12 protein-coding genes are annotated in these 13736 nt (G+C 71.0%); 10 read left to right on the top strand and 2 right to left on the bottom strand.

What is annotated here, in order from left to right; translation table 11 throughout:
- Positions 1–10 precede the first annotated feature (10 nt).
- The 8 genes from Q0D75_RS08770 (at position 11) to Q0D75_RS08735 (ending at position 7479) form a co-directional block, all read left to right on the top strand.
- A complete protein-coding gene (locus Q0D75_RS08770) occupies positions 11–1927 on the top strand; it encodes an ATP-binding protein (RefSeq protein WP_291051923.1) in 1917 nt (638 codons plus the stop codon).
- Between the two features lie 11 nt (positions 1928–1938).
- Positions 1939–2562: a response regulator transcription factor gene (locus Q0D75_RS08765; RefSeq protein ID WP_291051920.1), complete on the top strand. Its 624-nt coding sequence runs from the start codon at positions 1939–1941 to the stop codon at positions 2560–2562.
- Positions 2563–2669: 107 nt separating this feature from the next.
- Positions 2670–3197, top strand: a complete 528-nt coding sequence (locus tag Q0D75_RS08760; RefSeq protein WP_291051918.1) for a metallophosphoesterase — start codon at positions 2670–2672, stop codon at positions 3195–3197.
- A 72-nt stretch (positions 3198–3269) separates the two neighbouring features.
- Positions 3270–3872 carry a histidine phosphatase family protein gene (locus tag Q0D75_RS08755; RefSeq protein WP_291051915.1) on the top strand — a complete coding sequence of 201 codons (603 nt, stop codon included), beginning with the start codon at positions 3270–3272 and terminating at the stop codon, positions 3870–3872.
- Between the two features lie 63 nt (positions 3873–3935).
- Entirely contained in the window at positions 3936–4838 is a 903-nt protein-coding gene (locus tag Q0D75_RS08750; RefSeq protein WP_291051912.1) for a neutral zinc metallopeptidase, read from the top strand.
- 36 nt (positions 4839–4874) lie between these two features.
- Positions 4875–5204, top strand: coding sequence for a tryptophan synthase subunit alpha (locus Q0D75_RS08745; protein ID WP_291051910.1), 330 nt, complete (start codon positions 4875–4877; stop codon positions 5202–5204).
- Between the two features lie 108 nt (positions 5205–5312).
- Positions 5313–5621: a Fe-S cluster assembly protein HesB gene (locus Q0D75_RS08740; RefSeq protein ID WP_291051908.1), complete on the top strand. Its 309-nt coding sequence runs from the start codon at positions 5313–5315 to the stop codon at positions 5619–5621.
- 166 nt (positions 5622–5787) lie between these two features.
- Entirely contained in the window at positions 5788–7479 is a 1692-nt protein-coding gene (locus Q0D75_RS08735; protein ID WP_291051906.1) for a thiamine pyrophosphate-binding protein, read from the top strand.
- Between the two features lie 22 nt (positions 7480–7501).
- Here the strand turns inward: Q0D75_RS08735 and Q0D75_RS08730 are convergent, their stop codons facing one another.
- Complete coding sequence (locus Q0D75_RS08730) at positions 7502–9427, bottom strand: FAD-binding monooxygenase (protein ID WP_291051904.1); 1926 nt, start codon at positions 9425–9427, stop codon at positions 7502–7504.
- A 75-nt stretch (positions 9428–9502) separates the two neighbouring features.
- A complete protein-coding gene (locus tag Q0D75_RS08725) occupies positions 9503–10876 on the bottom strand; it encodes an MFS transporter (protein WP_291051901.1) in 1374 nt (457 codons plus the stop codon).
- 140 nt (positions 10877–11016) lie between these two features.
- Between Q0D75_RS08725 and Q0D75_RS08720 the strand changes: the two genes are divergently transcribed.
- Positions 11017–13062, top strand: a complete 2046-nt coding sequence (locus tag Q0D75_RS08720) for a primary-amine oxidase (protein ID WP_366513431.1) — start codon at positions 11017–11019, stop codon at positions 13060–13062.
- Between the two features lie 7 nt (positions 13063–13069).
- Positions 13070–13714, top strand: a complete 645-nt coding sequence (locus Q0D75_RS08715) for a hypothetical protein (protein WP_291051898.1) — start codon at positions 13070–13072, stop codon at positions 13712–13714.
- Positions 13715–13736: the final 22 nt, after the last annotated feature.

Genomic DNA, 13736 nt, shown 5'->3' with positions numbered 1-13736 from the left:
GGATGTGTCGATGGCGGGCGGCGGACGGATCGAGGTGCCGGATCTCACGGTGTTCGAGAGCCTGCCCGCCGCCTGCGCCCTCTTCGCCCGCGACCGCTTCCGCGGCGAGTTGGTGCTGCTGGCCACCAACGCCGCGTTCGAGCAGCACGTCGACGTCGACCTGGCCTTCCTCGTAGGAGAGCCCGAGCCGGCCGGCCGGCTCTCCGGAGCGATCGACTCCGCATTGGCCGACGGCCAGTGGCGCAACCTCTCGCTGCCCGGGTACGGCGGGCGGCTGCGGGCGAGCCGTCTGACCGCCCCGGCGGGCGCGGAAGCCGGCGCATCCGCACCCCTGCTGGTGGTGGCCGAGTTCGCCGAACGCCAGCTCTTCGACGAACTGGCGCTTCGCTCGCGGGTCGATCAGCTGCAAGATCTGGTCGACAACTCCACCGCCCTGATGTACGTGAAAGACCTCGACGGCCGCTACCTGATCGTCAACGACTACTTCGCCCGCCGCTTCGGGGTGCAGCCGTCGGAGATCGTCGGCAAGACCGACCACGACCTCTTCCCGCACTCCAGCGCCTCGGTCTACAACCGGCACGACCGCGACGTGGTGGAGTCGGGGGTGTCGGTCGAGGTGGAGGAGCCGTTCGCGACGATCGGCGGGGAGACGGACGGCGACGACGACCGGCGCTGGCTCTCGATCAAGTTCCCGCTTCTGGACACCTCCGGCAGGCCGTACGCCCTCGGCGCGATCTCCACCGACATCACCGACCGCAAGCGCGCCGAGTCGGCCGCCCGGATCGCGATGCACGAGGCCGAGCGGGCCAACCAGTCCAAGAGCGAGTTCCTCTCCCGGATCAGCCACGAACTCCGCACGCCGCTGAACGCGATCCTCGGCTTCGCGCAGCTGATGCACGACGGCTCCGTCACCTCCTCCCAGTTGGAGGGCTCGCAGCACATCCTGGATGCCGGACGCCACCTGCTCTCGCTGGTGAACGATGTGCTCGACATCACCTGGATCGACGCGGGAGCCCCCGGACTCGCCCTCTCGACCGTCCCGGCGGTCGAGCCGATCCACGAGGCGCTGCAGCTGATCCGGCCGATCGCCCGCACCGACGACATCGAGATCGCCAGCGACCTGCACGACGCCCTGTTCCGCTCGGTGATGGGCGACGCGCAGCGGTTGCGGCAGGTGTTCCTCAACCTGCTGAGCAACGCGGTGAAGTTCAACAGCCGGCACGGCGCCATCCGGGTCACCTGCAAGGCCGAGGGCGAGCGACTGCGCTTTCTGGTGACCGACACCGGGCGCGGGATCCGCGACGATGAGCGGGAACTGCTGTTCACCGCCTTCGGGCGGCTGCCCTCCTCGGCCGACATCGAGGGCACCGGGCTGGGGCTGGCGCTCTCCCGCCGACTGGTGGAGGAGATGGGCGGCGAGCTCGGCATCGAGCACAGTGCCATCGGGGAGGGCACGACCTTCTTCGTCGAGCTCGTGCTGGCACCGGATGCGCTGCCGCTGGTGCCGCCCGAACCCGTGGCGGCCGGTCAGCCAGAGGCCGATGACCTCGTGGCCACGGTGCTGCACGTCGAAGACACCCATGCCAACCTGCGGCTGGTGGAACACATCCTGAGCCGGTATGAGAAGCTGGACCTCATTCCGGCGATGAGCGGCGCGGCCGGCCTCGACGCCGCTCGCGCCCTCGGCCGGGATCTGGATCTCGTGCTGCTTGACCTCAACCTGTCCGACATGACGGGAGCCGATGTGATCGCCGCCCTCCGCGCCGACCCGCTGCTGGCGGGCGTGCCCGTGATCGTGCTCTCGGCCGATGCGACGCCCACCCGGATCGCGCACCTGAAGCCGCTGGGCATCGCCGACTACCTGACGAAGCCGCTGGACATCCACCAGTTCCTCGGTGCGGTGCGCTCCGTGCTCGACCGCCGATGAGGAGCGTGCGGGTGGTGATCGCCGACGATCACCCCGTCTACCGGGAGGGGCTCGCCCGCAACTGGGAAGCCGACCCCCGCATCACCGTGATCGGAGTCGCCGCCGACGGGGTGGCCGCTCTCACCGCCATCCGTGAGGAACGGCCCGAAGTCGCGGTGGTCGACCTGCGGCTGCCGGAGATCGACGGCATGCAGGTGGTGGAGGTGCTCACCGCGGAGAAGGCGCCGACGAGCATCCTCATCCTGACCGCCTTCATGGATTCGGCCACCGTGTACCGCGCGTTCGCGAAAGGCGCCAAGGGATTTCTGGAGAAGTCGGCGTCGTTCGCCGAGATCACCACGGCCGTGCTCACGATCGGAGCGGGCGGAACCGTCATCTCGCCGTTCGCACAGGAGGTGCTGGCCGACGAGATCCGCGCCCGCCAGATCAACGAGGAACGACCGTCGCTCACCGTGCGCGAGCTCGAGATCGTGAAGCTGGCAGCCGACGGATACTCGGCCCAGCGCATCGCGAGCGAGCTGCACGTGTCGCTGGCCACCGTGAAGAGTCATCTGCAGCACGTCTACGAGAAGCTCGGCGTCTCCGACCGCGCCTCTGCGGTGGCCCAGGCGATCCGCCGCGGTCTGCTCAGCTGACGCGCCGGAACGCGACGACCCGTTCGGGGGCTACTCAGGCCGCGCGGCCGGATGCTGCATCAGCGGGGTGCAACGACGCCCCGTCGGGGCGGTGCCACGATGGAGCCATGGCGAGCCGCATCCTGTTCCTGGCCGATACGCATCTGCCGAAGCGGGCCAAGGTGCTCCCGCTCGAGGTGCTCGCCGCGGTGGCCGAGGCCGACGTCGTGATACACGCGGGCGATTGGGTCGACCTCGCGACGCTGGAGCTGCTCGAGGCCTCGAGCCGGCGCCTGATCGGGGTGTGGGGCAACAACGACGGGCTCCCGCTGCGCGAGCGCCTGCCCGAAGTGGCGCGCGCCGAGATCGACGGGGTGCGCTTCGCGGTCGTCCATGAGACCGGGGCCGCCGCGGGCAGGGAGCGGCGGATGGACGAGCAGTTCGGCATCGACGCCACCGCGGGAGGATCCACCCCGCCGCAGGTGCTGGTGTTCGGGCACAGCCACATCCCCTGGGACACGGTGACGCCGGGCGGGATGCGCCTGCTGAACCCCGGTTCCCCCACCGATCGCCGCCGGCAGCCGCACCGCAGCTACCTCAGCGCCACCGCCGACGCGGGTGCGCTGCGGGACGTGGAGCTGCATCTGCTCAGGTGAGTCGCGTCAGGCGAACGCGACGGCCCGTTCGGGGGCTGCTCCCGCCTTCACCACAGGTGGGAGGATGCCCCTGTGCTCCACGACGACCCGCCCCGCCCTGCGCCGACTCATCCCGACGAACCCCTGCTGCTCGTGCTCGCCCGCCACGGGCGCACCGCCCTCAACGCCGAAGGGCGGCTGCGGGGGCTCGCGAATCCGCCGCTCGACGAGGTGGGTGCAGCCGAGGCCGAGCGCTTGGCCGCCGCCCTCGCCGGGTTCCGCTTCGGGCGCGTGCTGTCCAGCCCGCTCGATCGGGCGGTGAGCACGGCGGCGATCATCGCCGGGGCCGCCGGGGTGCCCGCCGCATCCGACGACCGCTTCAACGACCGCGACTACGGGCCGTGGACCGGGCATCCGAAGGACGACGTGGTGGCCGAGTTCGGCAGCGTCGACGACGCCCCGGGGGTCGAGCCGCGCGAGGCGGTGCTGGCGCGCGTGCTGCCGGCGCTCGACGACGTCATCGCCGACGGGCCTCTGGTCGTGGTCACGCACGACGCCGTCATCCGGCCTCTGCTGCAGGCGATCGATCCCGAGCTCGGCGATCTCGTGGTCGACACCGCCAGCTGGAACCTGCTCGAACGCGTCGACGGCGGCTGGGTGGTGCTCAGCACCGACAACAAGCCGGCCGCGCCGTGACCATCCTCCGGGAGACCGGCACGGGCCGAGCCGTCGGGGCGCTAGCGCAGTAGTTTTCTCGGTATGAGCTTCAACCCCGATTCGAAACTCGACCCGAGCAAGGTCTCCAAGCGCACCGGCGGCCGCGGCCGCACCGCGGCGATCGGCGGCGGAGGGGCGATCGTGGTGGTCGGTCTGGTGCTGCTGTCGCAGCTCGTGGGCGTCGACCTCACCGGTTTCGCGGGGCTCGTCGGCGGGGGCGGCGACTCGGGGTCGAGCAGCCAGTCGGAGACCGCCCTCGACTGCCAGACCGGGGCCGACGCCAACGCGAACGTCGAGTGCCTGATGGTGGGCGCCGCGAACTCGCTCGACACCTACTGGATCACGACCGCCCCGGCCCTCGGTGTGAACTACCACTCCCCCGACGACTTCGTGCTGTTCGAGCAGGCGACGAGCACCGGATGCGGCCAGGCCTCGAGCGCGACCGGCCCGTTCTACTGCCCGCCCGACGAGACCATCTACCTCGACACCGCGTTCTTCGGCGAGCTGCGCTCCCGCTTCGGCGCCTCCGGCGGCACGCTCTCCGAGATGTACGTGGTGGCGCACGAGTGGGGCCACCACATCCAGCAGCTCACCGGCACGCTCTCCTCGACCGACCACTCCGTCACCGGGCCGGCCTCCGACTCGGTGCGCACCGAGCTGCAGGCCGACTGCTTCGCCGGGGCCTGGACGGGCGCGGCCTCGACGACCGCCGACTCGAACGGAGTCGTCTTTCTCGAACCGGTCACCTCCGAGCAGATCGCCGACGCGCTGAACGCGGCCTCGGTGATCGGCGACGACCGCATCCAGCAGCAGAGCGGCGGCCAGGTCGATCCCGAGAGCTGGACCCACGGCTCCAGCGCCTCCCGGCAGAAGTGGTTCGAGACCGGCCTCAACAGCGGACCGGCCGCCTGCGACACCTTCTCGGTCGACGCCTCGCAGCTCTGATTCGGTCCTGGGCGCGCACCGGCTTAGGCTCGAACGGTGAGCAGTTACGAGCCCCGACCGCGCGGACGCGCGAGCCTCGAAGTGCTGCGCGCCGAGGCGAACGACGAGTTGCAGACCGTGGTGCACGAGCGCCTGCTGGCCGGCGAAGACCCCTGGGAGTTCATGGAGGAGCTGCCGAGCGTCGACGAGATCGTCGTCTACCTGCTGCGCGCCGACAGCATCGCCGGCGACAACGGCCGGGCTCCGACGGCCGCGCGCGACTACCGGGTGCTGCGCCAGATCGCGCTGGAGTACCCCGAGCTCACCCGCACGGTGTGGCGCCTGATCGGGCGGCACAGCTCGAGCATCGACGGCGTCAGGGTGTGAGCAGCCGAGTCTGAGTATCCTCGCAAAGCCTTCCGGGATCGGGTTGTGCGCATCCTGCAGACCAGGAAGGGTGGAGGACTTCTGACCGCAACGATGGAAGGAGAGCTCATGCTCACCCTCACCGACAATGCCGCAGTAGTAGTGAACAACCTCACGCAGCGCACCCTGGGACAGGATCCCGTCGCGGCCGAGACCGCGCCCGAGCAGGGCGGTCTGCGGATCGCCAGCACCCCGGCCGGCGACAACTTCGAGGTGGCCGTCGCACCGCGTCCGGAACCCTCCGACCACGTGGTGGAGACGGCCGGAGCCCGCGTCTATCTCGAGCCGGTAGCCGCCACCGCCCTCGACGACAAGGTGCTCGACGCCCAGGTCGACGAGCAGGGCGCGGTGCGCTTCTCGCTCGCGCACGCGGGCTAGCAGGCGCGACCCTCCGAGCAACCCGCCCCTCATCCCCGTAGGATGATCAGGTCTGGTCGGGCGAGCGACCAGTGCCTGAAAAAGGGGCACGAAGCCGGGCAGCCGTGAGGCGCCGCGCGAGACACATACGGATTCCTCCCGTCACTGTCTCGAAAGGCCGTTCATCGTGCCCACCGTTTCCGCGCACGTCGCGCACACCCTCTCCCGCTTCGTCGACCACGTCTTCGGCGTGATGGGCAACGGCAACGCCTACTTCCTCGACGCCCTCGAGCGCGACACCGCCGTGCAGTACACCGCGGTGCGCCACGAGGCCGGAGGGGTCGTGGCCGCCGACGCACACTACCGTGCGGGTGGCGGTCTGGCAGCCGCCACCGCCACCTACGGCGCCGGTTTCACCAACACGCTCACCGCACTGGCCGAGGCCGTGCAGGCGCAGGTGCCGCTGGTGCTCGTGGTGGGCGACGGGCCGACCTCGGGGCCGCGCGCCTGGGACGTCGATCAGATCGCCCTGGCCTCGGCGGTCGGGGCCCGCACCTACACCGTGGGGCGAACGGATGCCGCGGCCACCACGGTGATCGCCATCGAGCACGCCCTCACCTACCGCGTGCCCACCGTTCTGGCCATCCCGTACGACGTGGCCACGCTCGAGGCGGGCCCGGTGCCGGCTGCACCCGAGCCCCGCCTGCCGCAGCCCCTGGCACCCTCGGGCCCCTTCGCCGAAGGCGCCGTCCACGACCTCGCGGCCCTGCTGGCCGGGGCGGAGCGGCCGCTGCTGCTGGCCGGCCGCGGCGCCTGGCTCGCCGGCGCCGGACCCGCCCTCGGCGAGCTGGCCGAGATCACCGGAGCCCTCACCGCCTCCACGGCGCTCGGCCGCGGCCTCTTCCCCGACGCCCGCTTCGACCTCGGGGTCACCGGCGGTTTCGGTGCCGAGCGCGCGATGGAGCTCATCCGCGAGTCCGACGTCGCCGTGGTGTTCGGCGCCTCGCTGAACCAGTTCACGATGCGCTTCGGCGCCCTCTTCGCGCCCGGCACCCGGGTGGTGCAGGTCGACGTGGCGCCGACCGCCACACACGCGAACGTGGGCGGGTACATCCGGGGCGATGCCGCCGTGGTGGCCGGGCAGCTGGTCGAACTGCTCCGGGCGGGCCGGACGGGCGGCACGAGCAGCACGGGTGGCACGGCGTCGAGCGGATGGCGCGAGACCGCCGACCTCGCGGGCGCTCTCGACGGGGCGCAGGCACGTCATCCAGGCGACGCCCTCGCCTCCGACGGCCGGCTCGACCCGCGCTCGGCAGCCCGGCGTATCGCCGAGCTCCTGCCGCAGAATCGCGTCGTGGTGTGCGACGGCGGCCACTTCATGGGCTGGCCCAATGCGTACTGGCCGGTCGCCGCCCCCGACCGGATGCTCATGGTCGGCACCGCATTCCAATCGATCGGTCTGGGCTTCGCGAGTGTGCCCGGTGCCGTGCGCGCGAAGCCGGATGCCACCGTGGTGCTGGCCACGGGCGACGGCGGCGGCCTGATGGCGCTCGCCGATCTCGAGACCGCGGTGCGGGTCGCCGGCGGGCACGGGCTCGCCGTCGTGTGGAACGACGCCGCCTACGGCGCGGAGGTGAACCTTTACGGACTCAAGGGCCTCGCAGAGGCACCGATGCTCATCCCCGAGGTGGACTTCGCGGCGTTGGCCTCGGCCGTAGGTGCGCACGGTGTGGTCGTGCGCGCGCTCGACGACCTCGACGTTCTCGGCGAATGGGCCGCCAGATCGGCCGGCGAACGTCCCTTCCTGCTGCTCGACCTGCGGATCTCGGGTGCGGTGCTGTCGCCGCACCAGGAGGAGATCATCCGCGTGAACTCGTAGCGACCGGGCTCGCCCGGGTGGTCTAGGCGAGCACGGCGGCGGGCTTCTTTGCCGGCAGCAGGTTGCCGGCGAAGAAGTCCGCCAGCTCGGCCCGGGCGGTGAGCGGGAGCACGTGCGCGACGTACTGATCCGGGCGCACCACCACGACGCATCCGTTCTGCCGGTCGATCTCGCGCAGCGTGAAGATGTCGTCGCCCGGAGCGGCCGCGTAGACCTTCTCGTAGTCGATCAGGTCGAACGGCCCCGTGCGCGGCAGGAACACCTTCGGCACCCGCGTGATGTCGACCTCGGTGTGCCGCTGCGGGAAGACGGCCTTCACGTCGAACACCGCATCGGATGCGGCCCCCTCGGGCGTGTAGGCCACCACCGGCGAATCGGGCGCGGTGGCGAGCCACTCGGCCCACTCGGCGAAGACGCCCTGGTCGCCGCTGCCCGCGGACTCCGGGGCGAAGGCGTACAGCCGCCAGCGCCCGTCGGCCCGCGCGTGGTGGCCGAGGTGGATCGGGTTGCCGTCGGCCACCCGCACGGTGGGCACCGACTTGAAGCGCTTGCCGATGGGGAATCCGCCGGCCAGTTCTTGGTGCACGGCCTCGCCGATCAGCATCGACGGCGGGTACTGCGTCATGAAGCCGGCGGGGAACTCGATCGTGCGCACGTAGAACTCGGCGAGCTCCTCGGGGCTGTCGAACTCCTCGGGCTTCCTGGCCATCAGGGTCGACCACTCCTTGTCGAAGTCGATCAGATTCTTCGCGATCACCTGCCGTTCATCGGAGTAGGTCTTCAGCAGGCTCTCGGGACTCTTTCCGAGCAGCACCTGCGCCAGCTTCCAGCCGAGGTTGAAGCCGTCCTGCATCGACACGTTCATGCCCTGGCCGGCCTTGGCGCTGTGCGTGTGGCAGGCGTCGCCCGCGATGAACACCCGCGGGCAGCGCTCGTCGCCGTGCGGCACGTCGTCGAACTTGTCCGTCAGGCGGTGGCCCACCTCGTAGACGCTCGACCAGGCGACATCCTTCACGTCGAGCGAGTACGGGTGCATGATCTGGTTCGCTTTGGCGACCGCCGCCTCGACCGTGGTCTTGCGCACGGCACCGTTGTCGGCCGGGTCGACCTCGCCCAGGTCGACGTAGGTGCGGAAGAGGTAGCCGCCCTCGCGCGGGATGTGCAGGATGCTGCCCGCTTTCGACTGGATGGCGCACTTCAGGCGGATGTCGGGGAAGTCGGAGACCGCCAGCACGTCCATCACGGCCCAGGCGTGGAAGGCCTGATCCCCGTCGAGCGTGCGGCCGATCGACTGGCGCACACCGCTGCGGGCGCCGTCGCAGCCCACCACGTACTTGGCGCGCACGCGGCGCTCGCGGCCGGCATCCGGGCCCGCCGTCATCCGCAGGGAGACCTCGACGGGGTAGTCGCCCGAAGAGCTCGCGCCGGCCTCGTCGATCTCGAGGCCCAGGAACTCGTACCCGTAGTCGACCTCCATGCGGGCCGGTGCGTTGCGCGCAGCCTCGGCGAAGTAGTCGAGCACCCGCGCCTGGTTCACGATCATGTGCGGGAACTCGCTCACGCCGTGCTCGTCGTCGACCGGGCGCGAGGTGCGCACGATGCTCGACGGATCGGCCGGATCCGGTGCCCAGAACGCCATCTCGCTGATCTGGTACGCCTCGCTGATGATGCGCTCGGCGAACCCGAAGGCCTGGAAGGTCTCGTTGCTGCGGGCCTGGATGCCGTCGGCCTGGCCGATCTCCAGCCGCCCCGCCCGGCGCTCCACCAGTCGCGCGTCGATCTCGGGGAACTGAGCGAGCTGGGCGGCGAGGATCATGCCGGCCGGGCCCGCCCCGACGATGAGCACGTCGACCTGATCGGGGAGCTCGGCCGGGCGGTCGATGCCGACGCCGGCGGCCGGGGCGATCCGCGGGTCTCCGGAGACGTAACCGTGGTGGTGGAACTGCATGGGATGTCCTTCGGGTCGGTGCAGAACGCTGCGGTCGAGGGGGCGGGTGAGGTGGGCGAGCGCCGGATGCCGGGCTCAGGCGCGCTTGGCGCCGTAGATCGGGCTGGCGGCCTGCTCGGCCTCGTGGTCGGGCCCGAGCGGGATGCCGCTGCGGTCGCGCAGCAGCAGGGTGGCGACGAGACCCACCACCGTCATCCCGGCCAGGTACCAGGTGACCGACATGGTCGTGCCCGTCGCCTGCACCAGCGCGGTGGCGATGGTGGGCGCGAAGGCGCCGCCGAGGATCGCGCCGATCGCGTACGAGATCGAGACGCCCGAGAAGCGGATCGAGGCGGGGAACAGCTCCGAATACAGCGCCGCCTGCGGCCCGTAGGTGAGGCCGAGCCCGATGGTGAGGATGGCGACACCGCCGAACAGTCCGCCCACCGTGCCCGTGTTCACGAGCGGGAAGAGCGCGAAGACGCCGATCAGCTGCAGCACCCAGCCGAGGATGTAGGTGGTGCGGCGCCCGATCCGGTCGGAGATCCAGCCGGCGAAGAGCGTCGACAGCAACCAGGTGACCGCGCTGCCGGCCACCGCCCAGAGCACCGGGCCGCGCTCGAGGCCGATCGGGCCGTCGGGGTTGGTGGCGTAGTTCTGGATGTAGCCGCCCGTGGTCATGTAGCCCACGGCGTTGTTGCCCGCGAACACGAGTGCGGCGATCACGACGAGCAGCAGGTGCTTGCGGAAGAGCTGCACGATCGGCATCCGCGCCTTCTCCTTGCGGAGGGCGAGCTCTTCGAACACCGGGCTCTCCTCGACCTTGCGGCGCACCCAGTAGCCGATCAGGATGAGCACCACGCTGAGCAGGAACGGCACCCGCCAGCCCCACTCGAGGAAGGCGTCGCCGGGCGCGATCACGGCCATCAGCGCCATGATGCCGGAGGCGAGCAGGAGACCCAGTGGCACACCGAGCTGCGGCGAGGCGCCGAACAGGCCGCGCTTCTTCGTGGGAGCGTGCTCCACGGCCATCAGCACCGCGCCGCCCCACTCGCCCCCGGCCGAGATGCCCTGGATGATGCGCAACAGGATGAGCAGGATCGGCGCGAGGATGCCGATCTGCGCGAACGTCGGCAGCAGGCCGATCAGCGCGGTGGCGGCGCCCATCAGGATCAGCGTGAGCACGAGCACCACACGCCGCCCGTACTTGTCGCCGAAGTGGCCGGCCAGGAAGGCGCCGAGCGGCCGGAACAGGAAGCTCACGCCCACGGTCGCGAACGACAGCAGGATGGCGGCCTGCTCGCCGGCGGGCTGGAAGAACAGCTGCCCGAACACCAGGGCGGCGGCCGAGGCGTAGACGAAGAAGTCGTACCACTCCACGGTGGTGCCGATGATCGTGGCGAACACGACGCGGCGGCGATCACCGACCGCGGCCAGGGATCCGGTAGGGGTGAACCTCGTTGAGCTCATCGGATGTACTCCTTCGTACAGGCTGTCGTCGTTGTCAGTGCCTTCGTGGCTGCGCCTCGTGGGCTGCGTCGCGGCGTTCGGTTCGTTCGATTATCGAACACGCTATTCCACTATCGAACCCATGCTAAGTCGGGTTCCGGATCAGCGCAACCGGCTCTTGCGCCCCGTCGCGCCCGCCTCCTATTATCGAGCAATCGCTAAATAAAGCAGAGGATGCTCGCATGACCGCTCCGGATCCGCTCCGCCCGTCCCTCTCCGCCGACGAGATCGGCGCCCTCCGCGTCGCCGTCGAAGCCGCCGGACTGGGCGGACCAGGCGTGCGCTACTCCTATGTCGGCGTGCGCGAACCCGACAAGGCGCTGGTGCGGGCCGGGGGTGCCGGCGGCGCGGTGCCGCGCGAGGCATCCGCTCTGCTGACCGATCTGACGGCCGAGGGCGGCCCGGTGCTGCGCGACGTGATCGTGACGCTCGACGCGACGACCGGCGTCGGCTCGGTGACCGCCGTGCGCGACGTCGACCCCGCCCGCGAGGGCTGGGGGCCCACCTTCGACGAGGACTTCGCCACCGCCGAAGCCGTCGTGAAGGCCGACCCCGCCTGGGTCGACGCCATCGCCCGCCGCGGCATCACCGACCTCGACCAGGTGCGCGTCGTGGCGCTCTCGGCGGGCGTGTTCGGCTACGCCGACGAGGTGGGGCGCCGGGTGTTCCGCACGCTGGCGTTCTGGCAGGCGCATCCGCGCGACCTGGCGTGGGCGCATCCGATCGACGGCGTGGTGGCCCACGTCGACGTGACCAGCGGCAGCATCCTGCGCCTGATCGAGACCGACGTGGTGCACGTGCCGCAGGAGTCGGGCGACTACCTCGACCCCGAGGTGCGCGGGCCGCTGCGCAGCACGCTCAAGCCGATCTCGATCACCCAGCCGGAGGGCGTCTCTTTCACCCTCGACGACGACGTGCTCGAGTGGGAGAACTGGCGGGTGCGCCTCGGCTTCAACGGGCGCGAGGGGCTCACGCTGCACGGGCTGGCGTTCCGCGACGGCGAGCGGATGCGGCCGATCATCAACCGGGCCTCCGTGTCGGAGATGGTGGTGAACTACGGTGACCCCACCCCGACGCACGCCTGGCAGAACTACTTCGACGTGGGCGAGTACCAGTTCGGGCGGCTCGCGAACTCGCTCGAGCTCGGCTGCGACTGCGTGGGCGAGATCACCTACCTGGATGCCGTGGTGGCCGACGACTTCGGTGCGCCGACGACCATCCGCAACGCCGTCTGCATCCACGAGGAGGACTACGGGATCCTCTGGAAGCACAAGGACGACTTCGCCGGCACCTCGGAGACCCGCCGCCAGCGCCGCATCGTGATCTCGTTCTTCGTGACCGTCGGCAACTACGACTACGGCTTCTACTGGTACCTCTACCTCGACGGCACGATCGAGCTCGAGGCGAAGGCGACGGGCATCGTGTTCACCTCGGGGCATCCGGGGGGCGACTACCCGTACGCCACCGTGCTCGCGCCGGGCCTCGGCGCACCGGTGCATCAGCACCTGTTCAGCGCGCGGCTCGACATGGCGGTCGACGGTGACCTGAACGCGGTCGACGAGCTGGATGTCGCGCGCGTGGCGTCGGGGCCCGGCAACCCGTGGGGCAACGCCTTCACCCGCACGGTGACGCGGCTCGCCACCGAGAAGGCCGCCGTGCGCGACGCGGATCCGCTGGCCGGCCGGGTGTGGCGGATCAGCTCGGCCACAGCCACGAACCGGCTGGGCGAGCCGACCTCGTACGTGCTGTTCCCGCAGGGCGCCCCGACGCTGCTCTCCAGCGACGACTCCTCGGCCCGGGCGCGTGCGGCCTTCGCCACGCACCATCTCTGGGTGAGCCGGTACGACCGCGAACAGCTCTGGGCGGCGGGGCGCACCGTGAACCAGCATCCCGGGCACGCGGGCCTGCCGGACTACATCGCCGGCGACCGCGACATCGACGGGCAGGATCTCGTGGTGTGGCACACCTTCGGGCTGACCCATTTCCCGCGGCTGGAGGACTGGCCGATCATGCCGGTCGACTACGCCGGATTCACACTCAAGCCGCACGGCTTCTTCGACCGCAACCCCACGCTCGACGTGCCCGCGACCGAGTCGGCGCACTGCGCGCCGGGGCATCACGCGGGGCACGCGCACGACGAGCACTGATCTGCCGATGCACCTGCTGCTGTCGGTCGTCATGGTCGCTGCGGCGGGCGTCGGGGTCGTGACGGCCGCCGCGGGCCGGCGGCCGCATCCGCTCGCCCTCGCGCAGGCCGTGATCGCGACCGGCGCGATGCTGCTGCACGCCGTGGGACTGCTCGGCGCGGGCTCCGTGCTCGGGGTTACCGGGCTGTTCGCGGTGGCCGCGCTGCTGGTGGTGAGCTCGCTCGCAGGTCTGGCACGTGCGCGCCGCTCGCCTGCGGCGCTCACGCGAGCCGTGATGGGCATCGCCATGGCGTTCCTGCTGGTGGCGACCTCGTCGTACGCCGGCCCCGACCCGCTCGGTTCGTCGGGGGCGTCTGCCGCTGTCGGCGCACCCGTCACCGCAGACCCCACCGGCGGGGCCTTCACCACTGGCACCGCCGCGGCCACCACCGCCGGTACCGGGGCGGTCGCCTCCGCCACGCACCACTCCGCGATGGCGGCGGGGGCCGGCTCGGGTTCCGCCCTGACCGCAGCGCTGCTCGGGGCTCTCGCCCTGGCCACGGCGACCGCGGTCGGCGTGCGGATGCTGCGCACCCGCCGCTACGGCACCGGTGTCGAGTGCCTCAGCATGGGGGTGTGCCTGGCCGGCATGGGCGCCATGGCGCTGGTCTGATCGACCTCCGCCCGATCCATTG

This window comes from Herbiconiux sp., from assembly GCF_023264855.1.
GTDB lineage: Bacteria > Actinomycetota > Actinomycetes > Actinomycetales > Microbacteriaceae > Herbiconiux.
Note: the sequence above shows the minus strand (reverse complement) of the source record. Positions and strands in the feature narration are given on the sequence as shown.

Coding starts and splice junctions, on each gene's coding strand:
- Q0D75_RS08770 (WP_291051923.1), top strand. CDS start 11: ATGGCGGGCGGCGGACGGATCGAGGTGCCGGATCTCACGGTGTTCGAG.
- Q0D75_RS08760 (WP_291051918.1), top strand. CDS start 2,670: ATGGCGAGCCGCATCCTGTTCCTGGCCGATACGCATCTGCCGAAGCGG.
- Q0D75_RS08750 (WP_291051912.1), top strand. CDS start 3,936: ATGAGCTTCAACCCCGATTCGAAACTCGACCCGAGCAAGGTCTCCAAG.
- Q0D75_RS08740 (WP_291051908.1), top strand. CDS start 5,313: ATGCTCACCCTCACCGACAATGCCGCAGTAGTAGTGAACAACCTCACG.
- Q0D75_RS08730 (WP_291051904.1), bottom strand. CDS start 9,427: ATGCAGTTCCACCACCACGGTTACGTCTCCGGAGACCCGCGGATCGCC.
- Q0D75_RS08725 (WP_291051901.1), bottom strand. CDS start 10,876: ATGAGCTCAACGAGGTTCACCCCTACCGGATCCCTGGCCGCGGTCGGT.
- Q0D75_RS08715 (WP_291051898.1), top strand. CDS start 13,070: ATGCACCTGCTGCTGTCGGTCGTCATGGTCGCTGCGGCGGGCGTCGGG.